Annotated in this window: 20 protein-coding genes; 11 read left to right on the forward strand and 9 right to left on the reverse strand. The window is 56.1% G+C overall.

Going from position 1 to position 25479, the window contains the following annotated elements; translation table 11 throughout:
- Window positions 1–56 precede the first annotated feature (56 nt).
- Window positions 57–1082 carry a DNA-binding transcriptional regulator CytR gene (gene cytR / locus OGW17_RS00425; protein WP_012133858.1) on the reverse strand — a complete coding sequence of 342 codons (1026 nt, stop codon included), beginning with the start codon at window positions 1080–1082 and terminating at the stop codon, window positions 57–59.
- Between the two features lie 155 nt (window positions 1083–1237).
- On the reverse strand, window positions 1238–3436 hold the full coding sequence (gene priA / locus OGW17_RS00430) for a primosomal protein N' (protein ID WP_071259475.1): 2199 nt from the start codon (window positions 3434–3436) through the stop codon (window positions 1238–1240).
- Window positions 3437–3642: 206 nt separating this feature from the next.
- On the opposite strand from priA, the gene rpmE reads away from it, so the two are divergent.
- Window positions 3643–3855, forward strand: coding sequence for a 50S ribosomal protein L31 (rpmE, locus tag OGW17_RS00435; RefSeq protein WP_024130659.1), 213 nt, complete (start codon window positions 3643–3645; stop codon window positions 3853–3855).
- A gap of 117 nt (window positions 3856–3972) precedes the next feature.
- On the opposite strand, the gene metJ is transcribed toward rpmE, so the two are convergent.
- Window positions 3973–4290: a met regulon transcriptional regulator MetJ gene (metJ, locus tag OGW17_RS00440; RefSeq protein ID WP_012133855.1), complete on the reverse strand. Its 318-nt coding sequence runs from the start codon at window positions 4288–4290 to the stop codon at window positions 3973–3975.
- Window positions 4291–4557: 267 nt separating this feature from the next.
- Between metJ and metB the strand changes: the two genes are divergently transcribed.
- Together metB and metL are read left to right on the forward strand one after the other, a co-directional pair.
- The gene (gene metB / locus OGW17_RS00445; protein WP_047459810.1) at window positions 4558–5718 is read left to right on the forward strand and encodes a cystathionine gamma-synthase; all 1161 of its coding nucleotides are present in this window, start codon (window positions 4558–4560) and stop codon (window positions 5716–5718) included.
- A gap of 2 nt (window positions 5719–5720) precedes the next feature.
- Window positions 5721–8153 (forward strand): bifunctional aspartate kinase/homoserine dehydrogenase II, encoded by a 2433-nt coding sequence (gene metL / locus OGW17_RS00450; RefSeq protein WP_060815949.1) that lies wholly within the window; start codon window positions 5721–5723, stop codon window positions 8151–8153.
- Between the two features lie 80 nt (window positions 8154–8233).
- Here the strand turns inward: metL and OGW17_RS00455 are convergent, their stop codons facing one another.
- Window positions 8234–8605: a carboxymuconolactone decarboxylase family protein gene (locus tag OGW17_RS00455; RefSeq protein WP_012133851.1), complete on the reverse strand. Its 372-nt coding sequence runs from the start codon at window positions 8603–8605 to the stop codon at window positions 8234–8236.
- A 91-nt stretch (window positions 8606–8696) separates the two neighbouring features.
- Here OGW17_RS00455 and OGW17_RS00460 point away from each other — a divergent pair, with 91 nt between their 5' ends.
- The 3 genes from OGW17_RS00460 to katG all read left to right on the forward strand — a co-directional run bounded on the left by OGW17_RS00460 (window position 8697) and on the right by katG (window position 12996).
- The gene (locus OGW17_RS00460) at window positions 8697–9605 is read left to right on the forward strand and encodes a LysR family transcriptional regulator (RefSeq protein WP_071259477.1); all 909 of its coding nucleotides are present in this window, start codon (window positions 8697–8699) and stop codon (window positions 9603–9605) included.
- A 157-nt stretch (window positions 9606–9762) separates the two neighbouring features.
- The gene (gene metF / locus OGW17_RS00465) at window positions 9763–10653 is read left to right on the forward strand and encodes a methylenetetrahydrofolate reductase (protein ID WP_012133849.1); all 891 of its coding nucleotides are present in this window, start codon (window positions 9763–9765) and stop codon (window positions 10651–10653) included.
- 162 nt (window positions 10654–10815) lie between these two features.
- Window positions 10816–12996 (forward strand): catalase/peroxidase HPI, encoded by a 2181-nt coding sequence (katG, locus tag OGW17_RS00470; protein WP_012133848.1) that lies wholly within the window; start codon window positions 10816–10818, stop codon window positions 12994–12996.
- Window positions 12997–13093: 97 nt separating this feature from the next.
- Here katG and gldA read toward each other — a convergent pair whose 3' ends face one another.
- Genes gldA through ptsP form a run of 3 tightly spaced genes read right to left on the reverse strand, consistent with a single transcriptional unit; the run spans window position 13094 to window position 17385 of the window.
- The gene (gene gldA, locus OGW17_RS00475) at window positions 13094–14197 is read right to left on the reverse strand and encodes a bifunctional L-1,2-propanediol dehydrogenase/glycerol dehydrogenase (protein ID WP_012133847.1); all 1104 of its coding nucleotides are present in this window, start codon (window positions 14195–14197) and stop codon (window positions 13094–13096) included.
- Between the two features lie 12 nt (window positions 14198–14209).
- Complete coding sequence (gene fsa, locus OGW17_RS00480) at window positions 14210–14872, reverse strand: fructose-6-phosphate aldolase (RefSeq protein WP_058668384.1); 663 nt, start codon at window positions 14870–14872, stop codon at window positions 14210–14212.
- An 11-nt stretch (window positions 14873–14883) separates the two neighbouring features.
- Entirely contained in the window at window positions 14884–17385 is a 2502-nt protein-coding gene (gene ptsP / locus OGW17_RS00485; protein ID WP_012133845.1) for a phosphoenolpyruvate--protein phosphotransferase, read from the reverse strand.
- Between the two features lie 308 nt (window positions 17386–17693).
- Between ptsP and OGW17_RS00490 the strand changes: the two genes are divergently transcribed.
- From OGW17_RS00490 to OGW17_RS00510, 5 genes are all read left to right on the forward strand, one after another.
- Window positions 17694–18773, forward strand: a complete 1080-nt coding sequence (locus OGW17_RS00490) for a PTS fructose transporter subunit EIIC (RefSeq protein WP_012133843.1) — start codon at window positions 17694–17696, stop codon at window positions 18771–18773.
- A 14-nt stretch (window positions 18774–18787) separates the two neighbouring features.
- Window positions 18788–19108 (forward strand): PTS fructose-like transporter subunit IIB, encoded by a 321-nt coding sequence (locus OGW17_RS00495; RefSeq protein ID WP_024130658.1) that lies wholly within the window; start codon window positions 18788–18790, stop codon window positions 19106–19108.
- A 112-nt stretch (window positions 19109–19220) separates the two neighbouring features.
- Entirely contained in the window at window positions 19221–21515 is a 2295-nt protein-coding gene (locus tag OGW17_RS00500; RefSeq protein WP_286452133.1) for a formate C-acetyltransferase, read from the forward strand.
- Window positions 21481–22359, forward strand: a complete 879-nt coding sequence (locus tag OGW17_RS00505) for a [formate-C-acetyltransferase]-activating enzyme (protein ID WP_058668388.1) — start codon at window positions 21481–21483, stop codon at window positions 22357–22359. Before OGW17_RS00500 ends, OGW17_RS00505 begins: the two co-directional genes overlap by 35 nt.
- 1 nt (window position 22360) lies before the next feature.
- Window positions 22361–22717, forward strand: coding sequence for a PTS fructose-like transporter subunit IIB (locus OGW17_RS00510; RefSeq protein WP_071259481.1), 357 nt, complete (start codon window positions 22361–22363; stop codon window positions 22715–22717).
- Here OGW17_RS00510 and OGW17_RS00515 read toward each other — a convergent pair.
- Both OGW17_RS00515 and OGW17_RS00520 read right to left on the reverse strand, forming a co-directional pair.
- A complete protein-coding gene (locus tag OGW17_RS00515) occupies window positions 22704–23564 on the reverse strand; it encodes an AraC family transcriptional regulator (RefSeq protein ID WP_058668390.1) in 861 nt (286 codons plus the stop codon). The genes OGW17_RS00510 and OGW17_RS00515 overlap by 14 nt on opposite strands.
- A 138-nt stretch (window positions 23565–23702) precedes the next feature.
- Window positions 23703–25436 (reverse strand): phosphoethanolamine transferase CptA, encoded by a 1734-nt coding sequence (locus OGW17_RS00520; RefSeq protein WP_071259483.1) that lies wholly within the window; start codon window positions 25434–25436, stop codon window positions 23703–23705.
- Window positions 25437–25479 lie beyond the last annotated feature (43 nt).

A 25479-nucleotide genomic window follows, 5' to 3' on the forward strand; every position in this document is an offset into this window, starting at 1 on the left:
GCCCGCCATGTTACTTAAGCGGCGGGCTTTTGACCAGATACGTGAGTCTTAAAGGTTTAAGTTAAGGCTCGCGTCGAACCACGAATAATTAACTCGCAGTCCAGCAAGCGCGAGCCGCTGCTGACATTTTGCCCCTGTAACTGGTCGAGCAAGAGCAGCATTGCTTCGCGCCCGATATCGAAGCGCGGCTGTGAAACCGTCGTCAGAGGCGGGTCGCAAAATTCCGCCAGCGCAATGTTATCAAAGCCAATGATGGACAGATCGTCAGGGACTTTCAGACCATGACGCTTGGCCCAGGAGAGCGCGCCGAGCGCCATAACGTCGCTGTGACAGAACACGGCGGTCGGAGGCTGCGGAAGCGCAAGCAGCTGTTGCAGCGCGTGGCCGCCCGCCTCGTAGGTGAAATCGCCCCGGGCGATATAATGCGGGTCGACGGTAATGCCGCAGCGACGCAGCGCCTGCACATAGCCTTGCAGACGGTAGTGGCACAGCGGCATCTCCTCCGGCCCGGCAATGCATCCGATACGCTGGTGCCCCTGTTCATGCAGATAATTCACGGCGTTAAAGGCCGCAGTCAGGTTATCAATATGAACGGTAGGCAGCTCCAGCTCCGGCGCGAATTCGTTGGCCATCACCATCGGCGGCAGATTCCGTTGCTCTTCAATGCTGGCGTCGAACGGCAGACGTGAACCGAGCAATAACATGCCATCAATTTGTTTGGTGATGATCAAATTGATAAAGGTCTTTTCTTGCTGATTCTGGTGCGCGCAGTCACCAATCAACACCAGATATCCGTGGCTTGCGGCGGTAACCTCAATGCCCCGGATGATTTCACTGAAAAAGGGATCACAAATATCCGGGACGATCACCAGGATGGTGCGTGATTCATTCCGTTTGCTATTTCGCCCCATTGATTGCGGTAAATATCCCACCTCCATCGCCGCCTGTTCAACCCGGTTACGGGTCGACTGGGAGACTTTATCCGGGTTCATTAACGCACGGGACACGGTTGCTGTTGAGACTTTCGCCTTCATAGCAACATCTTTCATTGTAGCGGCAGCAACCTGTTTCTTCGGTTTCACACTCTCTCCTCGCCTGGGAAATCAGGCGCAGAACTATCCTTGTTTAACTCACATCGAAAACATTTTTATCAGATAGTTAATGGAAGCGGTTACAGAATTTTCATAAAAAGTGTGATGGATATTTAATTTTACGATCCGCCTCGCATCGTGACCCGTTATCCCTCAATGGGATCGACATCCAGCACCCATTTAACCTTGCGGGATTCGGGTAGCGTATTGATGAGCGCCAGCGTGCCGCTGACGATATGTTGCAGACGAATTCGCGACGGATGCTGCAACAAAATTTGCCAACGGTAGCGGCCGCCGCGTTTTGGCGCGAGCGCAGGCACCGGGCCTAATACCCAGAGCTTGTCATCCGCAAGCGGGCTGGCCTGAATCAGATTACGCAGCTGTTGCAGGAACACCGGCGCCTGCTGGTTGTTATGATCTTCCGCCCGCACAATCACATGGCTGGTCCACGGCGGAAGTTGCAGCGTTTGCCGCTCGGCCAGCGCCTGTTCAGCAAAAGCGTCATAGCCTTTGTGCAGCAAGGTTTGCAGCAAAGGGTGCTCTGGATGGTGGGTCTGCAATACCACCTCGCCCTGTTTTCCGGCGCGTCCGGCGCGGCCGGAAACCTGAGTGTAAAGCTGGGCAAAACGTTCCGCCGAACGGAAATCCGCCGAGAACAGCGCGCCGTCAACGTCCAGCAGCGCTACCAGGGTGACGTCCGGGAAATGGTGCCCTTTCGCCAGCATTTGCGTGCCGATCAAAATGCGCGCGCCGCCGCGATGGACTTCCGCCAGATGCTGCTCCAGCGCGCCTTTACGGCTGGTGGTGTCGCGGTCGATGCGCGAGACCGGCACGCCGGGAAAGAAGGGCGCCAACGCCTGCTCAAGCTGTTCTGTCCCTAACCCGACCGGCACCATATGCGTGGAGCCGCAGGAAGGGCACTGACGCGGTATCGGGCGCTGGCTGTCGCAATGGTGACAGCGCAGGTGGTGTTGCGCCTGGTGCAACGTGTAATAGTGATCGCAGCGCGGACATTCGGCAATCCAGCCGCAGTCGTGGCATAACAGCGCAGGAGCAAATCCCCGGCGGTTAAGGAAGAGAATGACCTGGTTATCTGCCAGCAGGTGCTGATGCATACGGGCGATAAGCGCGGGAGCCAGCCCGGCCTGGATCTTCTGGCCTTTTAAATCCAGCACATGCTGGAGGGCAGGGCGTGCATTGCCTGCCCGGCGCGTCAGGCGCAGCATGCGGTACTTTTTTTGTCGCACGTTGCATAACGTCTCCAGCGCCGGTGTTGCCGAGCCGAGAATAATCGGGATTTGTTCGCTGTGAGCGCGGTATACCGCCAGGTCGCGAGCGTGGTAACGCCAGCCTTCCTGCTGCTTATAGGAGCTGTCATGCTCTTCGTCGATCACAATGACGCCGAGGTTTTTAAACGGCGTAAACAACGATGAGCGGGTGCCGATGACAATCGCCGCCTCGCCGTTTTTGGCTTTCAGCCAGGCTGAGAGACGTTCGCTGTCATTTAACCCGGAGTGTAGAACTTCGACGGGGGCGTTGAAGCGCTCGCGAAAGCGGGCGATGGTTTGCGGCGTCAGGCCAATTTCCGGCACCATCACCAGCGCCTGTTTGCCCTGAGCGAGGACGTTTTCCAGTACGCTGAGATAGACCTCTGTTTTACCGGAACCCGTAACGCCCGCCAGCAGCCAGGCAGAAAAGCTGTCCGACGCGCTGTGGATGGCGCCAACGGCGGTGGCCTGTTCGGTATTGAGACGCAGCCGATCGCCACAAACGGCGTAATGGGTGCGCCAGTCGCTAAAGCCGGGCGTTTCGCTCGCCAGCTCGCACAGTCCTTTTTTACGCAGCGCCTGGAGCGCCGCGTCATTAAATTCAAGATCCGCCACCTGGTCGCGCCAGATTCTCCCCTGCCGCAGCGCGGCCAGCGCCTGTTGCTGTTTAGGCGAGCGCTTCAGGCTATTGAGATCGATAGCGTGGCCGTCTTCGGTGGCGAACCAGTACCACATCGGCGCGTTGCTGGCGGGTTTCCCCTGGCGCAGCAAAATCGGCAGAGCGTGAAACAGAACGTCACCCATTGGATGGTGGTAGTAATCCGCCGCCCAAAGCAGCAAACGCCAGACGGAGGGGGAAAAGACCGGCTCGCTGTCCAGTACCTCAACGACCGCTTTCAGTTCGTTAAGCGGCAGTTCGCTTTGTTCGCTGACCGACACCACAATCCCGACGCGTTCCTGCTGTTTGCCAAACGGCACGCGCACCCGACACCCGGCTTTGACGGTCATGCCTTCTGGCAAGAGATAGTCAAAGGTGCGGGGTAGCGGAACGGGCAAGGCAACGTGCGCGACGGGCATGTAATCATCCTGGCTGACTTGAATTCTGGCGGGTTAGTATACACATTGTGATGAGGGAGCGCGGATCAGTTTGCATACGCTGGTCAAATTCTGTATGATTCGCCGCCTTTGATACACATTTGTATCATCGACCTATACTATCAACATCGCGTGGTGTCTGGCGTTAGGGCTGGAAGAGCGACGCGGCCTTAAACCGAGGTTTCCCCATGAAAAAAGATATTCACCCGAAATACGAAGAAATTACTGCAAACTGCTCTTGCGGTAATGTCATCAAAATCCGCTCTACTGCAGGTCACGACCTGAACCTGGACGTGTGCGGTAAATGCCACCCGTTCTACACTGGCAAACAGCGTGATGTTGCTACCGGTGGCCGTGTTGACCGCTTCAACAAGCGTTTCAGCATCCCGGGCAGCAAATAAGTTATTGCTGTCAAAGAAAAAAGCGCCGAAAGGCGCTTTTTTTGTCTTTGCCTGATGGCGTTGACGCTTATCAGTACCTGCGGTACTGAATCCTTCCGCCGCTATCCGGCAAAAAAATCAATACTCCCACGTATCCGGGTCGATCCCCAGTTCACGCATGATGATTTTGGCCTCTTCCGGTATTTCATCACTGCGCTCTTTACGCAAGTCTTCATCGTTCGGCAATGGTTGCCCGGTAAAGGCATGCAGAAACGCTTCACACAGCAGTTCGCTGTTGGTGGCGTGACGCAGGTTGTTCACCTGACGACGCGTGCGTTCATCGGTGAGGATTTTTAACACCTTCAGAGGAATGGAAACCGTAATCTTTTTGACTTGCTCACTCTTCTTACCGTGCTCAGCGTATGGGCTGATATATTCGCCGCTCCATTCAGCCATGAGATACCTTTAATCTTCTCGTCATTAGTTAAGGGCCAGAATCGTCGTGCCTGGCCGTAATCCCGCATAGTTTACCGTACAGGCGATATCGTGACACGGGTTAAGCGTCTGTAGATGTGCGCTAATGCATATAATTTTAACGGCTATTTCCAGTTTGCTCAATCTATACGCAAAGAAGTTTAGATGTCCAGATGTATTGACGTCTATTGTAACAATGTTTACTCTGGTGCCTGACTTTTCACCGATTCAGCCCAGGAACTTCTCAACATGACGCGTAAACAGGCCACCATCGCAGTGCGTAGCGGGTTAAATGACGACGAGCAGTACGGTTGCGTTGTCCCGCCGATTCACCTTTCCAGCACCTATAACTTCACTGGTTTTAATGAACCTCGCGCCCATGACTATTCGCGACGTGGAAATCCGACGCGTGATGTGGTTCAGCGCGCGCTGGCGGAGCTGGAGGGCGGTACGGGCGCGGTGCTGACCAATACCGGGATGTCGGCCATTCTGCTGGTGACGACCGTGTTCCTGAAGCCGGGCGATCTGCTGGTGGCGCCGCACGACTGCTACGGCGGCAGCTATCGCCTGTTTGACAGCCTGGCGAAGCGGGGCTGTTATCGCGTGCTGTTTGTCGATCAAGGCGATGAGCAGGCGCTGAAAGCGGCGCTGGCGGAAAAACCGAAGCTGGTGCTGGTGGAAAGCCCCAGTAATCCGTTGTTACGCGTGGTAGATATTGCGAAAATCTGCCAGCTGTCGCGAGAAGCGGGCGCGGTGAGCGTTGTGGACAACACGTTTTTAAGCCCTGCGCTGCAAAATCCGCTGGCGTTGGGCGCCGATCTGGTGTTGCATTCATGCACGAAATATTTAAACGGCCATTCGGATGTGGTGGCTGGCGTGGTGATTGCGAAAGATCCAGAGATTGTCACCGAACTGGCATGGTGGGCCAATAATATTGGCGTCACCGGCGGCGCGTTTGATAGCTATCTGCTGCTACGTGGGCTGCGTACTCTGGCGCCGCGAATGGACGTGGCTCAGCGCAATGCCCAGGCCATTGTGGACTATCTGCAAACCCAGCCGCTGGTGAAAAAACTGTATCATCCGTCGCTGCCGGATAATCAAGGGCACGAGATTGCCGCGCGCCAGCAAAAAGGCTTTGGCGCAATGTTGAGTTTTGAACTGGATGGCGATGAGCAGACGCTGCGTCGTTTCCTGGGCGGGCTGTCGTTGTTTACGCTGGCGGAATCCTTAGGGGGTGTTGAAAGCCTGATCTCCCACGCCGCAACGATGACACATGCAGGCATGGCGCCAGAAGCGCGTGCTGCCGCCGGAATTTCAGAGACGCTGCTGCGTATCTCCACCGGTATTGAAGATGGCGAAGATTTAATTGCCGACCTGGAAAATGGCTTCCGGGCTGCAAACAAGGGGTAAACATGAGTGTGATTGCGCAGGCAGGGGCGAAGGGTCGTCAACTGCATAAATTTGGTGGCAGTAGTCTGGCAGACGTGAAATGTTATCTTCGTGTCGCAGGCATTATGGCGGAGTACTCGCAGCCTGACGATATGATGGTTGTTTCCGCCGCCGGTAGTACCACCAACCAGTTGATTAGCTGGCTGAAGTTAAGCCAGACCGACCGCCTTTCCGCGCATCAGGTGCAACAGACGTTACGCCGCTATCAGAGCGATCTGATCAGCGGGCTGCTTCCCGCCGACGTTGCGGATGGCCTGATCAGCGCTTTCATTAGCGATCTGGAGCGTCTTGCCGCGCTGCTCGACAGCGGCGTGACCGATGCCGTTTATGCCGAAGTCGTCGGGCACGGCGAGATCTGGTCTGCGCGTCTGATGTCCGCAGTGCTGAATGAGCAAGGACTGGCGTCGGCATGGCTGGACGCGCGTGAGTTTTTACGCGCTGAACGCGCCGCGCAGCCGCAGGTAGATGAAGGTCTCTCTTACCCGTTACTGCAACAGCTGCTGGTGCAGCATCCGGGCAAACGTCTGGTCGTTACCGGTTTTATCAGTCGCAGCAATGCGGGCGAAACGGTGCTACTGGGCCGTAACGGTTCTGACTATTCCGCCACGCAAATTGGCGCGCTGGCGGGGGTTTCCCGTGTCACCATCTGGAGCGATGTGGCCGGGGTTTACAGCGCCGACCCGCGTAAAGTGAAAGATGCCTGTCTGCTGCCGCTGCTGCGTCTGGATGAAGCCAGCGAGCTGGCGCGTCTGGCCGCGCCGGTTCTGCACGCCCGTACCCTACAGCCGGTTTCCGGCAGCGATATCGATTTGCAGTTGCGCTGTAGCTACACGCCGGATCAGGGGTCCACGCGCATTGAACGCGTGCTGGCGTCCGGCACCGGGGCGCGTATCGTCACCAGCCATGATGACGTCTGCCTGATTGAATTTCAGGTGCCCGCCAGCCAGGACTTTAAACTGGCCTGGAGAGACGTCGACCAGATTCTGAAACGGGCGCAGGTGCGTCCGCTGGCGGTTGGCGTGCATAACGATCGCCATCTGCTGCAATTCTGCTACACCTCTGAAGTCGCTGATAGCGCATTAAAAATTCTTGATGAAGCGGGCCTGCCGGGCGAATTGCGCCTGCGTCAGGGGCTGGCGCTGGTCGCGATGGTTGGCGCTGGCGTCACCCGTAACCCGCTGCACTGCCACCGCTTCTGGCAACAGCTGAAAGGCCAGCCGGTTGAATTTACCTGGCAGTCGGAAGAGGGGATCAGCCTGGTGGCCGTACTGCGCACCGGCCCGACTGAAAGCCTGATTCAGGGGCTGCACCAGTCTATTTTCCGCGCGGAAAAACGCATCGGCCTGGTGCTGTTCGGCAAAGGCAACATCGGTTCCCGCTGGCTGGAACTGTTTGCCCGCGAGCAGAGCACGCTCTCCGCGCGTACCGGGTTTGAATTCGTCCTGGCGGGCGTGGTGGATAGCCGTCGCAGCCTGCTGAACTACGAAGGGCTGGATGCCAGCCGTGCGCTGGCGTTCTTCAACGACGAAGCGATTGAGCAGGATGAAGAGTCGCTGTTCCTGTGGATGCGCGCTCACCCGTATGACGATCTGGTGGTGCTGGATGTCACCGCCAGCGAGCAACTGGCCGATCAGTATCTTGATTTCGCCAGCCACGGCTTCCACGTCATCAGCGCCAATAAACTGGCGGGGGCGAGCACCAGCGATAAATATCGCCAGATCCACGACGCGTTCGAAAAAACCGGGCGTCACTGGCTGTATAACGCGACCGTCGGCGCGGGCCTGCCGATCAACTATACGGTGCGCGATCTGATTGACAGCGGCGATGCCATTCTGTCGATCAGCGGGATCTTCTCCGGCACGCTGTCGTGGCTGTTCCTGCAATTTGACGGTTCCATACCGTTTACCGATCTGGTGGATCAGGCCTGGCAGCAGGGGCTGACCGAGCCGGACCCGCGCGTTGATCTTTCTGGTAAAGATGTGATGCGCAAGCTGGTGATTCTGGCGCGTGAAGCGGGTTACGACATCGAGCCGGACCAGGTGCGCGTTGAATCGCTGGTGCCCGCACACTGCGAAGAGGGGTCTGTCGATCACTTCTTTGAAAATGGCGATGAGCTGAATGAGCAGATGGTACAGCGTCTGGAAGCCGCTCGTGAAATGGGGCTGGTGCTGCGCTACGTGGCGCGTTTCGACGCCAACGGTAAAGCGCGCGTTGGCGTCGAAGCGGTGCGCCCGGAACATCCGCTGGCGGCGCTGCTGCCGTGCGATAACGTCTTTGCCATCGAAAGCCGCTGGTATCGCGACAATCCGCTGGTGATCCGTGGGCCGGGGGCCGGTCGTGACGTCACTGCCGGGGCGATTCAGTCGGATATCAACCGCCTGGCGCAGCTGCTGTAGTATTTGTTGCCGGATGGCGCTGCGCTTATCTGGTCTACGGAATATGTAGGCCGGATAAGGCAACGCCGCCACCCGGCGATTCACCGAGTTGCAAACACCTCTTTTGCGGCGAACAGACCGTTCAGCGCAGCCGGAAAACCGGCATAAACCGCCATCTGCATTATCACTTCGATAATTTCCTCCTGCGTTAACCCCACATGTCGCGCGGCGGCAATATGTACCTTCAACTGCGGCGTAGCGTTGCCCAGCGCGGTTAACGCGGCGACGGTTGCGATTTCCCGACTGCGTAAATCCAGCCCTGGCCGGGAATAGATATCGCCAAACGGAAATTCGATCAGATAGCGGGCAAAATCTGGCGCAATGTCTTGCAAACTTTCGATCACCGCATCGCCACCCTTGCCATCCACCTGTTGCAGCATTTTCTGACCGGTAATAAAGCGTTCTGAATGCATAGTGTATTCCTCGTTTGTCTGGAGTCTGTGGCGTGAGGATAGGGGGCGCGGAATGATTTGGATAATACCGTTTCCGTGATACCTTTTCGGTATGACAACATCCCCTCTGCACTCTCTGGATATCCGCCTGCTACGCTACTTTGCCGTGGTGGCGGAAGAGAACAATATGAGCCGCGCGGCACAGCGACTGTTTATGTCGCAACCGCCGCTGAGCCGCCATATTCGCCAGCTTGAAGAACGTCTGGGGGTGACGCTTTTTGTCCGTCATACTCGTGGACTTACGCTGACGGATGAGGGTCTGCGCGCGCTGGAAATCGTCCGCCCGCTGCTGGCGCAGCAGGACAAAACGTATGCTGCGCTGAATCAACTGGCGCAAACCGGTGCGCAATCGCTGCGTTTAGGGCTGAGCACCGCGTTTGAGCAGGGGATTTTTGCCCCCCTGGGGGCGCAGCTGAACACGCGTGTGGAGAGGCTGCATATTGTGCGTCATGGTTCGCCTGAACTGGTACGCCAGGTGCGTCGGGGGAAACTGGATGCGGCGCTGGTGGCGCTGCCGCTTGAGGCCACAGGGTTAACCGTCACGCCGCTCGACTGGCAAGAACCGTTGATTGCCGCATTACCCTCCGTCTGGCCGGAAGCGAGCCTGACGTCGCTCTCCTTAACTGCGCTTAACCGCCGCCCGCTGTTCTGGTTCAAACGGGAACGTAATCCGGCCTTTTTTGACTACACCCGGCACATTTTCCGTCGCGCTGGTTACGCCCCCTCCTGCCTTGAAGAACCGCTGGAACATGATGTGCTGCTCGCGCGAATCGCCCACGGCGATGGCCTGAGTTTGCTCCCGGGCTCGTTTGCCGCTATTCAGCGCCAGGGCGTGATATTCCGCGTACTTAGCGACACTGAATTACGTATTCGTGCCGGGCTGGTGATGCTGCCTGAGAACGCTGTACGGTTGCGGTGGTTAAATACGCTTGCGATGCAATCCTTCATTATTTCGGACTGATTTGAATTTTTTTCACGTTGTCTGAGTATTCCTCACCTTTAACAGTGATTTTTCTGTTGACGGCATCCCACTTTTCGGTCATTTTTACATCCAGACGTCTAAACGGATAGATGTTCACAACACAACATATAATGACATGCGATTGATGAGGTAAGGTATGAGCTTTTTTCACGCCAACCAGCGGGAAGCCCTGAATCAGAGCCTGGCGGAAGTTCAGGGTCAGATTAATGTTTCGTTCGAGTTTTTCCCGCCGCGCACCAGTGAAATGGAGCAAACCCTGTGGAACTCTATCGATCGACTGAGCAGCCTGAAACCGAAGTTTGTCTCCGTGACCTACGGCGCCAACTCCGGTGAGCGCGACCGTACGCATAGCATCATCAAAGGCATTAAAGAGCGTACGGGCCTGGAAGCCGCGCCGCACCTGACCTGCATCGACGCCACCCGCGATGAACTGCGTACCATTGCCCAGGATTACTGGAATAACGGTATCCGTCATATTGTTGCCCTGCGCGGCGACCTGCCGCCGGGGAGCGGCAAGCCGGATATGTATGCCGCTGACCTGGTCAGCTTACTGAAAGAGGTTGCCGATTTTGATATCTCCGTCGCCGCTTACCCGGAAGTCCACCCGGAAGCGAAAAGCGCGCAGGCGGATCTGCTCAACCTGAAACGCAAAGTCGATGCTGGCGCTAACCGCGCAATTACCCAGTTTTTCTTCGATGTGGAAAGCTACCTGCGTTTTCGCGATCGCTGCGTCTCTGCGGGCATTGATGTCGAAATTATTCCGGGCATTCTGCCGGTCTCCAACTTTAAGCAGGCGAAGAAATTCGCTGATATGACTAACGTGCGCATTCCGGCGTGGATGTCACAGATGTTTGACGGCCTGGATGACGATGCGGAAACCCGCAAGCTGGTCGGGGCGAATATCGCGATGGACATGGTGAAGATCTTAAGCCGTGAAGGCGTGAAAGATTTCCACTTCTACACCCTGAACCGCGCTGAAATGAGTTACGCCATTTGCCACACGTTGGGTGTGCGGCCCGGCCTGTAACATGATTAGCCCTCTTCGGAGGGCTTTTTTATGCACATTTTGATCTGACGCCTGATACATAAATTTAAAAGATATTAGCTATCGAATCTGTGGGTTATTTCAACTATATCTTATCGTTGGTGATGTATATCGTAACGATAACACTGTAGAGGGAGCATATAGATGAGCATGTCTGACGATACCCATAATTCATTGTCTACCGGGAAGTGCCCTTTCCATCAGGGCAGCCACGACCGTAGCGCGGGTGCTGGCACCAGCAGCCACGACTGGTGGCCTAACCAACTCCGTGTAGATCTTTTGAATCAGCACTCCAACCGTTCGAACCCGCTGGGTGAGGACTTCGACTACCGCAAAGAATTTAGCAAACTCGACTATTCCGCCCTGAAAGGGGACCTTAAAGCTCTCCTGTCCGATTCTCAGCCGTGGTGGCCTGCGGACTGGGGCAGCTATGCCGGTCTGTTTATTCGTATGGCATGGCATGGCGCGGGCACTTATCGTTCCGTCGACGGGCGCGGCGGCGCCGGACGCGGGCAGCAGCGTTTTGCACCGCTGAACTCCTGGCCGGACAACGTCAGCCTGGATAAGGCGCGTCGTCTGCTGTGGCCTATCAAGCAGAAATATGGCCAGAAAATCTCCTGGGCCGACCTGTTTATTCTGGCGGGTAACGTGGCGCTGGAGAACTCCGGTTTCCGTACGTTCGGTTTTGGCGCCGGGCGTGAAGATGTGTGGGAACCGGATCTTGATGTGAACTGGGGGGATGAGAAAGCCTGGCTGACGCACCGTCATCCCGAAGCGCTGGCGAAAGCGCCGTTAGGCGCCACCGAAATGGGGCTTATCTACGTTAACCCGGAAGGGCCGGATCACAGCGGTGAACCGCTTTCCGCCGCTGCGGCTATCCGCGCGACGTTCGGCAATATGGGCATGAACGATGAAGAAACCGTGGCGCTGATTGGCGGCGGTCACACGCTGGGTAAAACCCACGGTGCGGCGGCGGCGTCCCATGTTGGCGTTGATCCAGAAGCCGCGCCGATTGAATTGCAGGGGCTGGGCTGGAGCAGTGACTACGGCAGCGGCGCAGGCGGCGATGCGATTACCTCGGGTCTGGAAGTGGTCTGGTCGCAGACGCCGACCCAGTGGAGTAATTACTTCTTCGAAAACCTGTTCAAATACGAGTGGGTGCAGACGCGCAGCCCGGCGGGCGCGATCCAGTTCGAAGCGGTTGATGCGCCAGAAATCATTCCCGATCCGTTCGATCCGTCGAAGAAACGTAAACCCACCATGCTGGTGACTGACCTGACGCTGCGTTTCGATCCAGAATTCGAGAAAATTTCCCGCCGTTTCCTCAACGATCCGCAGGCGTTTAACGAAGCATTCGCCCGCGCATGGTTCAAACTGACGCACAGGGATATGGGGCCAAAAGCGCGCTATATCGGGCCGGAAGTACCGAAAGAAGATCTGATTTGGCAGGACCCGCTGCCGCAGCCGGTATTTAATCCGAGCCAGGAAGACATCGTCAACCTGAAGGCCGCGATTGCCGCGTCCGGGCTTTCCGTCAGCGAACTGGTGTCGGTTGCATGGGCATCTGCGTCAACCTTCCGTGGCGGCGATAAACGTGGCGGCGCCAACGGCGCTCGCCTGGCTTTAGCGCCGCAGCGAGACTGGGATGTGAACGCCGCTGCGGCGCGCGTTCTGCCGGTTCTGGAAGAGATTCAGAAATCGTCCGGGAAGGCGTCTCTGGCCGATATCATCGTCCTTGCGGGCGTTGTCGGTGTGGAGCAGGCAGCAAGTGCGGCGGGCGTCAGCATCAGCGTGCCGTTCGCGCCAGGCCGTGTGGATGCACGTCAGGATCAGACGGATATCGAGATGTTTGAGCTTCTCGAACCGATCGCAGACGGCTTCCGTAACTATCGCGCACGGCTTGATGTGTCGACCACCGAGTCACTGCTGATTGATAAAGCGCAGCAACTGACGCTGACCGCGCCGGAGATGACGGCGCTGGTGGGTGGGATGCGCGTTCTGGGCGCTAACTTTGATGGCAGCCAGAATGGCGTGTTTACCGACCGCCCGGGCGTACTCAGCAATGATTTCTTTGTGAATCTGCTGGATATGCGTAACGAGTGGAAAGCGGCGGACGAATCGAAAGAGCTGTTCGAAGGCCGCGATCGCCTGAGCGGTGAGGTGAAATTTACGGCTACCCGCGCAGACCTGGTATTCGGTTCTAACTCGGTACTGCGTGCCCTGGCGGAAGTCTACGCCAGCAGCGATGCGCGCGAGAAATTCGTGAAGGATTTCGTCGCGGCATGGGTGAAAGTGATGAACCTGGATCGTTTCGATCTGCTGTAAGCCATCTCAGTAAAATGTGTAGGCCGGATGAGCGCCAGCGCCATCCGGCAAATAAAAAAGCCCGCACGATCTGCGGGCTTTTTGTCTCTCCTGACCGTTATTCCCACTCTTGCAGGAAACGCTGACCGTACTGGTCGGCAACCAGCAGGGCGGCGTAAACCTGATCCGGCGTGGCGCCGCCAGGCATGTTGTGAATAGTTTCGCCTTCCGCGCAGGAGGCTTCCGCCACCGTGCGCATCTTCGCTGGAATATCCTGCTTAATATCCAGTTGCGCCAGCGTGATCGGCAGGCCAACGGAATGGCACAACGCCGCAGCGGTTTCGATCTCTTCAACCGGCGCGTTTTCCAGTACCAGTTGCGTCAGCGTGCCGAACGCCACTTTCTCACCGTGATAGTAGTGATGCGCGTCTGGAATCGCCGTCAGGCCGTTATGTATGGCATGCGCCGCCGCCAGACCGCCGCTTTCAAAACCGACGCCGCTCAGGTAGGTGTTGGCTTCAATCACGCGTTCCAGCGCCGGCGTGACGACATGCTGCTCAGCCGCCAGCATGGCCTTTTCACCCTCTTCGATCAGCGTGTTATAGCACAACTCCGCCAGCGCGAGCGCCGCCTGTGTACACTTGCCGCCCGCCATCGTGGTCGCGCCGCTACGTGAACAGGCGCGCGCTTCAAACCAGGTCGCCAGCGCATCGCCGATACCGGCAGCCAGCAGACGCGCGGGCGCGCCCGCGACAATTTTGGTATCAACAATCACCATATTCGGGTTACGCGGCAGCATCAGATAGCGTTCAAACTCGCCTGCATCGGTGTAGATCACGGAAAGCGCGCTACAGGGGGCATCGGTAGAGGCGATGGTCGGCGCGATAGCGACCGGGACATCCATAAAGTGGGCCAGCGCTTTCGCGGTATCCAGCGTTTTGCCGCCGCCGATGCCGAGAACGGCGCCGCACTGCGCTTTATCTGCGACGATACGCAGACGATCGATTTCATTTTGCGAACATTCGCCGCCAAATGGCGCGATTTCCAGAGCCAGCCCGGCATCCTGGAAGCTTTTCTCCAGCGCGGATTGGGCAAAATTTAAGACAAACTTGTCTCCGACCACCAGCCAGCGTTCGGCCAGGGGTTTGAGATATTCTCCAAGACGTGTGATGACATCTGCACCCTGGATGTATTTACCAGGAGATTGAATAATGTGGTCCATACTTTATTTCCCTCACAGGTTGATGTGGCCAAATGCGTTATTCCAGTCTTGCTCAAACTTCCCTATAGCTGACTCTACCGCAGGGGTATTGAGCATTTGTTGAGCTACATCTAAAGGAAGGGTGATTGCTTCGCATCCTGCGAGTAAGCAATCCAGCGCCTGACGCGGCGTTTTAAAGCTGGCGGCCAGTACCATGCTGCCCGGCGCATGCATCTCCAGCAAGGTTTGCAGTTCCTGCACCATACGGATGCCGTCGCCGCCCTGGGCATCAACCCGATTGACATACGGGGCGACGTATTTTGCGCCTGCCAGCGCCGCCAGCAAGCCCTGCGCTGCGCTGTAGACAGCCGTTCCCAGCGTCGTAATACCTTCTTTTTTGAGCTGTTTGATCGCCGCCAGACCTTCGGCAGTGACCGGAATCTTCACCACAATACCGGGAATGGCATTGCTCAGGCGTTTGGCTTCTTCCACCATTCCTTGCGCATCGCGGCTCATCGTCTGGGCAAATAGCGTTCCCTCTTCGCCGATGGCTTTTTGCAGGCGAGGCAGTACATCCCAGATGGATTCTTTACTCGCCGCCACAATGCTTGGGTTGGTGGTGACGCCAGCAACAGGGAAGATGCGCGCCAGACGTTCGACTTCCGCGACGTTCGCGGTATCCAGATAGAGTTCCATTTTGCTCCCTCTTAGAGTTCAAGTTCATGTTGCAACAGGCTGGCAATTGCCTCGGCAGATGCGGCGTTGACCAGCGCGTTGCGGAATTCTTCGTGCATAATGCGGCGGGCCAGGCGTGAGAAAATGCGCATATGCTGGTCGCCTGCGGCGTGTTTGTTGAGTGTCAGCATGATGATGAACTGCGCATCGTCATCGCCCCAGCGTACCGGCGCTTTCAGACGCGCTACGCTGATGGTGGACTGCTCAATGTGTTCAGATTTGCTGTGCGGAATGGCGAAGCTAAACCCTAACCCGGTGGAGAACACGGCTTCACGCGCCCACAGGTCGGCCTCCAGCTTGCGCGGGTAGCGACAGCGGCTTGCCAGCAGCAGGTTGTCGGTCATCCCCTTGATCACCTCTTCTTTGCTGCGCCAGTCGCTATCAAGCGTGATGCACTGGGCGGTGACCAGCGGCGCGTCCTGTTGGGCCATGCGGAATTGCGCCAGCAGATGCTCCACTTCCAGCGAGGTGCGACAGGCCATCGCCTGATTCAGCAACTGGCGGCAGGCACGACTGTCGAGCTGGGCCATCCGCGCTTTAGCGGCAGGAATTGACGGCGCGCTCATGCTGATCTCGTCCAGCCCCAGTCCGACCAGCAGCGGCAGTACTGACCCTTTCGCGCCGAGTTCACCGCACAGGCCAATCCATTTCCCCTGACGATGTACCGCCTGTACGGCGAAATCCAGCGCGCGCAGGAAGGCTGGATTCAGGCTGTTGTAGTGACGGGTGACTTTGGCGTTGTCGCGATCGACCGCCAGCAGGTATTGCGTCAGGTCATTGCTGCCAATACTGAAGAAATCAATCTCTTCACAGCACTGGTCGATGATGAACATCACCGATGGCACTTCCAGCATGATGCCGAGGGGGATCTTCTCATCAAACGGGACGTGCTCGTTGCGTAACTGCTGTTTAGCCTCCGCCAGCTTCTCTTTGACCCACAGGATCTCTTCCATTGAGGAGATCATCGGGATCATGATTTTCAGGCTGCCATGTGCGGAAGCGCGGAGGATCGATCGCAGCTGCGTGGTAAACAGCGTGGCGTACTCTTCATATATACGTACGGCGCGATAGCCGAGGAACGGGTTAGCTTCCGCAGGAATGTTCAGATAATCAACGGGCTTGTCACCGCCGATATCCATCGTGCGCACAATAATGCTACGGCCCTGTGCGGACTCCAGCGCCTGGCAAAAAATGTTGTACAGCTCGTTCTCGCAAGGTGCGCTGGTTCTGTCCATATACAGCATTTCTGTACGGAACAGGCCAACCGCTTCCGCGCCGTTGCCGAATGCCGCTTGCGCTTCGACGGAATGCGCAATGTTGGCGGCCACTTCCATACGGATACCGTCGGCAGTGCGCGCTTGTTGGGTCAGCCAGATACGCTGTTGCTCGCGTAAAGCGTCCTGCACGCGGGCTTCCTGTTGGTAGTAACGGGTGACGGGTTCATCTGGCGCAACGACAATCGCACCGGCGTTGCCGTCGATATAGACCGTCTGGTGCAGCCACGGCGTTAGCGCCTCAATATCCACGCCAACCAGCGTGGGAATGTTGAATGAGCGGGCAAGAATAACCGTGTGCGAAGTTGTACCGCCGCTTTTTAACAACAAGCCTTTGAGGAACGTTTTGTCCAGTTCGAGGAACTGGCTTGGGGTGAGTTCATCGGCCATACAGACGGTGGGTTGGGTCAGTTTGCCTGGCGCCGGGAAGCGTTGTTCGCCATAAATTTGTTGCAGGAGCTGGAAGCAGACGTCGCGTACGTCCAGCGCGCGTTCCTGTAAATAGCGGCTGCTGGAACGGGCAAACTCATCACAAAAGTGCCCGGCGCTTTCGACTATCGCCTGCGCGCAGCTTAAACCGCGTGCAACGCCTGCCAGCAAATGTTGGCGCAGGGAGGTGTCGCCTGCCAGCGAACGGTGGGCTTCCAGAATAGCGCTGGTGGCGCCGTCGCTGTCGAGCTGGCGGAACGCAATATTCTTTATCAGCAGCGTTAAGCCGTTATCCAGCGCAGATTGCTCGGTCTCTATATCACTGGCAGCAGGGAGTTCGCCGAGCGTATTGAGATCCAGCGAGGAGAGCTGCGTCAGAACGCCGCCCGCGCTGCCGGTGCAGACGGCGCGGGCGCGAAAAAACAGCGGGTTCAGGTTTGTCAGCGATGCCGGAAGCGGCTCCAGCTCACTGTTTTTGATCTCCGCCAGAGGCGCATCGCAAAGGGGGAATTCATCGCGCAGCCATTGGCTCAGGCGCTGGTGGGCATCCTGTTCGTCCGTACCTGAAATCAATAACTGACAGGCGTCGCCTGCCAGCGTGTCGGTGCCAATCAGCGCCAGCGCGCTTTTGGCGTTGCCTTTACGGTCGGTGCGCAGGTTATGCCACTCAATGTGTGAGGTAAAGGTATTGCACAGCGTCTCAACGTGGCTTGCCGGGCGGGCGTGTACGCCATTGGGCAGCTCACAGGTAAATTCCACAATCAGGGCCATTGCCTTTCTCCCATAACGATTTTCTGGCTACAGGATAAAAGGGCGTTGCCGCATAGTGCCATGTGACAAAACTGCCAAACGCTGGACAAATGTAACATACACGTCAAATTGCGAGACACTTCACAAGTCGGAGTACGGCATCTTATTTCTGAGGTTTGATAAGTTATGAGGCGGATCGCATTTTTGTACTGATATTACAAAAATCCAGTAAATGGCCTTTTTATCCACTGTCTGCGCCGCGTTGGATTGCCTATTGTTTGCCACAACAACGTTATGGATAGGGGCCTGAAGCGGCCCGGGAGCGACTTATGAAAGAGTTGGTGCAGATCCTGAAAAACACCCGTCAACATCTGATGACCGGTGTTTCGCATATGATCCCCTTCGTCGTAGCCGGTGGGATCTTGCTGGCGGTTTCCGTCATGCTGTATGGCAAAGGCGCTGTTCCCGATGCCGCGACCGATCCTAATCTCAAGAAGCTTTTTGATATTGGCGTCGCAGGGCTGACGCTGATGGTGCCTTTTCTCGCCGCCTATATCGGTTACTCCATTGCTGAACGTTCCGCGCTGGCGCCTTGCGCGATCGGCGCCTGGGTGGGCAACAGCTTTGGCGCCGGGTTCTTTGGCGCGCTCATCGCCGGGATTATCGGCGGTATCGTCGTGCATTATCTGAAGAAAATCCCGGTGCATAAGGTATTGCGCTCGGTGATGCCTATCTTCGTTATCCCTATCGTCGGCACCTTCATTACCGCAGGCATCATGATGTGGGGGCTGGGCGAACCGGTTGGCGCGTTAACCACCAGCCTGACCCAATGGCTGCAAGGAATGCAGCAGGGCAGCATCGTGCTGCTGGCGGTCATCATGGGGCTGATGCTGGCCTTCGATATGGGCGGCCCGATTAACAAAGTGGCCTACGCCTTCATGCTGATTTGCGTGGCGCAGGGCGTATACAGCGTGGTGGCGATTGCTGCGGTGGGTATCTGCGTTCCGCCGCTGGGTCTGGGCCTGGCAACGCTGGTTGGTCGTAAGAACTTCTCTTCTGAAGAACGTGAAGCCGGTAAAGCCGCGCTGGTAATGGGCTGCGTTGGGGTCACGGAAGGTGCGATTCCCTTCGCCGCCGCCGATCCGCTACGCGTGATCCCATCCATTATGGTTGGCTCTGCCTGTGGTGCGGTAACGGCTGCGCTGTTTGGCGCGCAGTGTTATGCCGGCTGGGGCGGGCTGATTGTTCTGCCGGTTGTGGAAGGCAAGCTGGGTTATATCGCGGCAGTCGCTGTCGGGGCGGTAGTGACGGCAATCTGCGTTAACGTGCTGAAAAGTCTGGCGCGTAAGAAAGTGTCTCAGGTTGATGAGAAAGAAGACGACCTGGATTTAGAGTTTGAGATGAATTAAGTGAGGAATGAGCCATGACGAAGATTATCGCAGTAACAGCATGTCCTTCTGGTGTCGCACACACCTATATGGCGGCCGAAGCGCTGGAAAGCGCGGCCAAAGCGAAAGGCTGGGAAGTCAAAGTCGAGACCCAGGGCTCGATTGGTCTGGAAAACGAACTGACTGCGGCGGATGTAGCGGATGCGGATATGGTGATTCTGACCAAAGATATAGGCATCAAGTTTGAGGAACGCTTTGCGGGTAAAACCATTGTCCGCGTCAACATCAGCGATGCGGTAAAACGCGCCGATGCCATTATGAACAAAATTGACGCGCATCTTTCGCAAATTGCTTAACGTTAGAATGCCCGATGGCGCAAGCTTATCGGGCCTACGATGTTAATCCCCGTAGGCCGGATAAGGCGCTCACGCCGCCATCCGGCAACAAGCTTGCCTACAGGAGTTCCTCATGACGAATCGTACCCAGCGCCTTAAAGCCGCACTTTTCCAGAATAACCGTGAAATTTCGCTTGAGCGCGCGCAGCTGTATACCGCCAGCTATCAGCAGACAGAGGGAGAGCCGGTCATATTGCGCCGCGCTAAAGCGACGGCGTATATCCTTGAGCATGTTGAAATTTCGATTCGTGATGAGGAGTTGATTGCCGGGAACCGCACGGTGAAACCGCGGGCGGGGATTATGTCGCCGGAAATGGATCCGTACTGGTTACTTAACGAGTTAGAACAGTTCCCGACGCGTCCGCAGGACCGTTTTGACATCAGCGAGGACGATAAGCGCCTCTACCGCGAGGTGCTGTTCCCGTACTGGGAAAAACGGTCGATGAAGGATTTCATCAACGGTCAGATGACCGATGACGTGAAAGCCGCCGTCAGCACGCAGATTTTTAGCGTTAACCAGACGGATAAAGGGCAGGGGCACATTATTATTGATTACCCGCGGCTGTTGAATCACGGTCTGGGTGAACTGGTGGCGCAAGTGCGGCAACACTGCCAGCAGCAGCCGGACAATCACTTTTACCAGGCGGCGTTGCTGCTGGAGGCTTCGCAAGGCCACATTCTGCGTTACGCGATGCTGGCGGAGAAAATGGCGGAAAGCTGCCTGGATGCGCGTCGGCGTCAGGAGTTGCTCACCATTGCCGCGAACTCCCGACATAACATGCAGTACAAGCCGCAAACCTTCTGGCAAGCGTGCCAGCTGTTCTGGTACATGAACATCATTCTGCAATATGAGTCTAACGCCAGCTCGCTCTCGCTGGGGCGTTTTGACCAGTATATGCTGCCGTTTTATCAGGCATCGCTGAGCCAGGGCGAAGACCCGGCATTTTTAAAAGAACTCCTCGAATCGCTGTGGGTAAAATGTAACGACATCGTGCTGTTACGTTCGACCAGCAGCGCACGCTATTTCGCCGGATTCCCGACCGGTTACACCGCATTGCTTGGGGGATTGACGGAGAACGGACGCAGTGCGGTGAACGTGCTCTCTTTTCTCTGTCTTGACGCGTACCAGAATGTGCAGTTGCCGCAGCCGAACCTTGGCGTGCGTACCAATGCGCTGATTGACACGCCCTTCCTGATGAAAACAGCGGAGACGATTCGCCTCGGCACCGGTATTCCGCAGATCTTTAATGATGAAGTGGTTGTGCCTGCGTTCCTGAACCGGGGTGTTTCGCTGGAGGACGCCCGTGATTACGCGGTAGTGGGGTGTGTGGAGCTGTCGATTCCGGGCAGAACCTACGGCCTGCATGACATCGCCATGTTCAACCTGCTGAAAGTGATGGAAATCAGCCTGTATGAGAATGAAGGAAACCGCACGCTGACGTACGAAGATCTGTTGGCGCATATTCGCGCCAAAATCAGCCATTACATTACGCTGATGGTGGAAGGCAGTAATATTTGCGATATCGGCCACCGTGACTGGGCGCCGGTGCCGCTGCTTTCCTCGTTTATCAGCGACTGCCTGGATAAAGGCCGTGATATTACCGATGGCGGCGCGCGTTATAACTTCTCTGGCGTACAGGGGATTGGCATTGCTAATCTGAGCGACTCCCTGCACGCGTTAAAAGGGCTGGTATTTGATCAGCAACGTTTACGTTTCGATGAACTGCTGGCGGTGTTAAAGGCGAACTTTGCGACGCCGGAAGGTGAGCGAATTCGTGCCCGGCTGATTAACCGCTTCGAGAAATACGGTAATGATATTGATGATGTGGATAACATCAGCGCTGAACTGCTGCGCCATTACTGTAAAGAGGTGGAGAAATACCAGAACCCGCGCGGTGGGCAATTTACACCGGGTTCATACACCGTCTCCGCGCATGTGCCGCTGGGTTCGGTGGTGGGGGCGACGCCGGATGGCCGTTTTGCCGGGGAACAGCTGGCAGACGGCGGGTTGTCGCCAATGCTCGGCCAGGATATGCAGGGGCCGACGGCGGTGCTGAAATCAGTAAGTAAACTGGATAACACGCTGCTTTCTAACGGTACGTTGCTTAACGTGAAGTTTACGCCTGCGACGCTGGAAGGTGAGGCCGGCTTGCGCAAACTGGCGGATTTTCTGCGCGCCTTTACCCAGCTTAAGCTACAGCATATTCAGTTTAACGTGTTGAATGCGGATACGTTGCGTGAAGCGCAATTGCGCCCGCAGGATTTCGCCGGGCTGGTGGTGCGCGTGGCGGGTTACAGTGCCTTCTTTGTCGAGCTGTCGAAGGAGATCCAGGATGACATCATTCGCCGCACCGCGCATCAGCTGTAAGAATCTGGAAACGAGCGCTGATGATGTCGCACGTATTTTCAACATTCAGCGTTATTCGTTGAATGACGGGCAGGGAATTCGTACGGTGGTCTTTTTTAAAGGCTGCCCGCATACCTGTCCGTGGTGCGCCAATCCAGAGTCTATTTCGCCACGCATCGAAACGGTGCGGCGGGAGAGTAAATGTCTGCACTGCTCGCCCTGCTTGCGTGATGTGGATGAGTGCCCTTCCGGGGCGTTTGAACGTATCGGGCGCGATATTACGCTGGATGAACTGGAACGCGAGGTGATGAAAGACGAACTCTTTTTTCGCACCTCCGGCGGCGGCGTCACGCTTTCTGGCGGTGAAGTATTAATGCAGGCGGCGTTTGCCACGCGGTTTTTGCAACGTCTGCGACGTTTCGGCATTTCCTGCGCGATTGAAACCGCAGGCGATGCGCCTGCCAGTCGGTTGCTACCGCTGGCTAAAGCGTGTGATGAAGTGCTGTTTGATTTAAAGATTATGGAGCCGCGCCGGGCGCATGAGGTGGTCAAAATGAATTTACCACGCGTGCTGGATAACCTGCGTTTACTGGTAAACGAGGGGATTACGGTCATCCCCCGTTTGCCGTTGATTCCGGGCTACACGCTCAACGTTGAGAATATGCAGCGAGCGTTGGCAGTGTTGCTATCGTCAGGGATTAATCAGGTGCACCTGCTACCGTTTCATCAGTATGGTGAAGCGAAATACCGTCTGCTTGGGCAGCCGTGGGCAATGAAAGATGTGCCTGTACCCTCGCCGCAAGAGGTGGCGGAAATGCAGGCGTTGGCAGAGCGAGCCGGGTTTCTGGTCACTGTGGGAGGTTAATATGACAGTCTCAACTGCACGCTATCTGGTTGCCGTTACCGCCTGCGTCAGCGGCGTGGCGCATACCTATATGGCCGCCGAACGCCTGGAAAAACTCTGCCAGCAGGAAAAATGGAACATTAAAATTGAAACCCAGGGGGCGCTGGGCACGGAAAACTGCTTAACGGAGGAGGATATCAACCGGGCGGATGTTGTGTTGCTGATTACGGATATTGAACTGGCGGGCGCGGAGCGTTTTGTTCAGAGTCGGTATGTTCAGTCAGGAATTAACGCCTTTCTTCGCGAACCTCAGCGGGTGATGAGCGCCGTGCGTAAACTGCTCACCGCGCCGCAGCATACGCATCTTATTCTGGAGTAGCCTTCTTTTCCGTCAACTGGCTGTGGTACTGCCGACGATATTCTGACGGCGAACGCTCCGTATTTTTACGAAACAGGCGGCAGAAATAGTTGCTGTCGACAAATCCACAGGTGTGAGCCACTTCTTTGACTTTCAGATCGTAACCCTTCAGCAGCGTTTTCGCGTGTTCCAGCCGAGTGTGATTCAGATATTCGTTAAAGCCGATAGCGCCTGTTTTTTGAAACAGATGAGAAAGGTAGTTTGGCGAAATATAAAACGCCTGCGCCACCGATTCGCGGGTGAGCGGGGAAGCGTAACGCTCATCGATATAGCTGCGAATCGCTTCAAAAAGCGCCTGACTCCGTGACGCCGTCTGGATTTGGCTACCCAGCAGGTCGCGGCAGTGGCTCAACAGGCTGGCGACAATTAATCGGGCCGTCTGCTGTTCCTGCGGCTGCATCTGCATTTCATTGAGCGTTTGCAGCAGGAAGGAGCCAATACGTGGGCCTCGACGTGCGACATGCTGCTTCGCAAGATTCTGATATTGTTTGCCGTCCCAGTGAACAACGCTGAAACCTAATTGCTGCTTGCCAAACAGGATGCTGAGCGTGGTGACGGGCGTTTGCCACTGCGGGAAGTTCCAGCTGCCTGCCGGAACATACAGAACGTCGCCAGCGATGAGCGTCACGGGCGCGGCCGGGATGCCTGTATCGGTGAACTCCCCCTCCAGCACAATCTCCAGGCGTGGAAAATCAACCTGATACGCCAGTTCGGGCGCCGTACCGCTGGTATTGGCGAAAAAAACCTGCCGTAGCGCCATAGGGCCGTTAATCAGACGGGAGAGAAGGTGGCTGACGTCGTGATACATGTTGATACCTTGCAGAGCGCAGACAGAGGAAACAGTAACGTTGAACGTAAACCGCCTCAAGCGATAATTGCCGGATGGCGGTACGCGGGTTATGCATTTTGCAGGCCGGATAAGCGTCAGCGCCATCCGGCGATGCCGTTACTGATTCCCGACATGATCCCCGTAAGGCAGGGTATCGTAATCAATCAACGCGTTTTTCTTATACGGGTTGCCAATCCAGCGCGTGATCGCCTTGAACTGCGGGCTGGTGATGGAGCGCGTCGGGTCGAACCCGTCGTAGGTCAGCCCCGCTAAGTCGGACCAGGTATGGATAAGTTCAGAGCTGCTGTACTTGCGGTCAACATACGTAGAGAGATCGCGCGGGTGTGCGGCCTGCCACTTTTCTGACGTCCATAACAGGAACGGCACCGTATACATATGACGCGTAGGGTTGTCTTCGTTACGCCCCTGCGTTTTGTGCGGCGGCGTGTCATACACTTCTTCACCGTGATCGGAGAAGTAGAGCAGAAAACCGTTCGGGTCAGTCGCTTTATAGTCCTTAATCAGGCTGGCGACGACATGGTCGTTATACAGATTCGCGTTATCGTAATCGTTATAAATATCCTGTTCGTCTTCGCTCACGCCCGCAGGGATATGATCGGTTTGACCGTCAAATTTTCCCTGATTCTCCGGGTAGCGGAATTTGTATTTGATATGTGTTCCCAACAGGTGAACGATAATAAATTTCTTCGGCGCCGGGTCGGCCATTACGTCTTTAAAGGGCGCCAGAACGTTGGTGTCATATTCCCGCGCGCTTTGAGTACGCTGCTGATTCATATAAAACTGCTTGTCGGTCTGTTTCGAGAATACGGTCAGCATCGTATTACGCGCGGTCATCGTCTGCTGATTGGTGATCCAGAACGTCTTATAACCTGCCTGTTTCATCATGTTCATCAGCGACGGTTTCGTCAGATACAGATCCGGGTTCTTTTCATTGGCGAAGGTCAGCGCCTGTTGCAGAATTTCAATCGTGTATGGCCGGGAGGTGACGACGTTATTGAATACGGTCAGACCCGGATCGCTTTTATGCAACGCGTCCAGCTCTGGCGTGGTTTCACGCGGATAACCGTACAGACTCATGCGACCACGCTGGGTTGACTCGCCGATAACCAGCACTAACGTACGCGGCGCATCACCGGAGTTATCTTTAAAATTCGTTAACGGAGGCAGCGCGTTGTTCTCGTTAAGCAGGCTATTCAGCGACGTGAGTTGCTGATTATATTGATAATAGCCATTGATAAACTGCCACGGCGCAGCGGGTTCCATACGCGAGGCGAGGCCGCCTAATGTCTGCTCAAACGGCTTATGTTTGATAAACGTCCCGACGGCGATCGGATGCAGAATAAGGCCGTATAACAATGCAAAGGAGACTAACCAGCGCCACGGCGCGGGAATATATATGGGCTTTAAACGCGTCCACAGCAGGATTGCCACGGCGGTATAGGCCAGAGCGATAAGGATAATCTTCAGACTGAAATACTGGCTCAAGTACTCGCTGGCTTCGTTCGCGTTTGTTTCAAACATGACATACAGAACGCTTTGCGAGAATTCCTGCCCGTAAATGACATAATAACTGAGCGCCGCCAGCGAAGAGGCCCAGAGTACAACGCCAATAACGGCGGCAATCGCGCGGGTATGATGGGGAAATAAAAATACCGGGATCAGCCAGAGCGAACTGAAAAGCAGTGAGTCACGCAGCCCGTTGGTGCCGCTATAGCCGCTGATGCAAATAACGGCCTGAAGTAATGTAGAGAAGAACCAAAAATAGAGTAGCGCCCAGCCAAGGGCTTTCCAGCTAAACGAAGGTTTAGCAGATGTGTGTGTGAAGAACATATATGAAGCCTGTTTTTATTCGAGTCGCCAACGTAGCGACAAA

The sequence above is a fragment of the Citrobacter sp. CK181 genome, assembly GCF_030333595.1.
GTDB classification, from domain to species: domain Bacteria; phylum Pseudomonadota; class Gammaproteobacteria; order Enterobacterales; family Enterobacteriaceae; genus Citrobacter_B; species Citrobacter_B koseri.

What these genes read in the sequence shown, in the direction of transcription:
- OGW17_RS00500 (WP_286452133.1), top strand. Translation starts at nt 19,221, where the DNA reads ATGACGAATCGTACCCAGCGCCTTAAAGCCGCACTTTTCCAGAATAAC.
- OGW17_RS00495 (WP_024130658.1), top strand. Translation starts at nt 18,788, where the DNA reads ATGACGAAGATTATCGCAGTAACAGCATGTCCTTCTGGTGTCGCACAC.
- metB (WP_047459810.1), top strand. Translation starts at nt 4,558, where the DNA reads ATGACGCGTAAACAGGCCACCATCGCAGTGCGTAGCGGGTTAAATGAC.
- OGW17_RS00510 (WP_071259481.1), top strand. Translation starts at nt 22,361, where the DNA reads ATGACAGTCTCAACTGCACGCTATCTGGTTGCCGTTACCGCCTGCGTC.
- metL (WP_060815949.1), top strand. Translation starts at nt 5,721, where the DNA reads ATGAGTGTGATTGCGCAGGCAGGGGCGAAGGGTCGTCAACTGCATAAA.
- katG (WP_012133848.1), top strand. Translation starts at nt 10,816, where the DNA reads ATGAGCATGTCTGACGATACCCATAATTCATTGTCTACCGGGAAGTGC.
- metJ (WP_012133855.1), bottom strand. Translation starts at nt 4,290, where the DNA reads ATGGCTGAATGGAGCGGCGAATATATCAGCCCATACGCTGAGCACGGT.
- ptsP (WP_012133845.1), bottom strand. Translation starts at nt 17,385, where the DNA reads ATGGCCCTGATTGTGGAATTTACCTGTGAGCTGCCCAATGGCGTACAC.
- fsa (WP_058668384.1), bottom strand. Translation starts at nt 14,872, where the DNA reads ATGGAACTCTATCTGGATACCGCGAACGTCGCGGAAGTCGAACGTCTG.
- OGW17_RS00490 (WP_012133843.1), top strand. Translation starts at nt 17,694, where the DNA reads ATGAAAGAGTTGGTGCAGATCCTGAAAAACACCCGTCAACATCTGATG.
- priA (WP_071259475.1), bottom strand. Translation starts at nt 3,436, where the DNA reads ATGCCCGTCGCGCACGTTGCCTTGCCCGTTCCGCTACCCCGCACCTTT.
- OGW17_RS00515 (WP_058668390.1), bottom strand. Translation starts at nt 23,564, where the DNA reads ATGTATCACGACGTCAGCCACCTTCTCTCCCGTCTGATTAACGGCCCT.
- OGW17_RS00520 (WP_071259483.1), bottom strand. Translation starts at nt 25,436, where the DNA reads ATGTTCTTCACACACACATCTGCTAAACCTTCGTTTAGCTGGAAAGCC.
- OGW17_RS00455 (WP_012133851.1), bottom strand. Translation starts at nt 8,605, where the DNA reads ATGCATTCAGAACGCTTTATTACCGGTCAGAAAATGCTGCAACAGGTG.
- gldA (WP_012133847.1), bottom strand. Translation starts at nt 14,197, where the DNA reads ATGGACCACATTATTCAATCTCCTGGTAAATACATCCAGGGTGCAGAT.
- OGW17_RS00460 (WP_071259477.1), top strand. Translation starts at nt 8,697, where the DNA reads ATGACAACATCCCCTCTGCACTCTCTGGATATCCGCCTGCTACGCTAC.
- rpmE (WP_024130659.1), top strand. Translation starts at nt 3,643, where the DNA reads ATGAAAAAAGATATTCACCCGAAATACGAAGAAATTACTGCAAACTGC.
- OGW17_RS00505 (WP_058668388.1), top strand. Translation starts at nt 21,481, where the DNA reads ATGACATCATTCGCCGCACCGCGCATCAGCTGTAAGAATCTGGAAACG.
- metF (WP_012133849.1), top strand. Translation starts at nt 9,763, where the DNA reads ATGAGCTTTTTTCACGCCAACCAGCGGGAAGCCCTGAATCAGAGCCTG.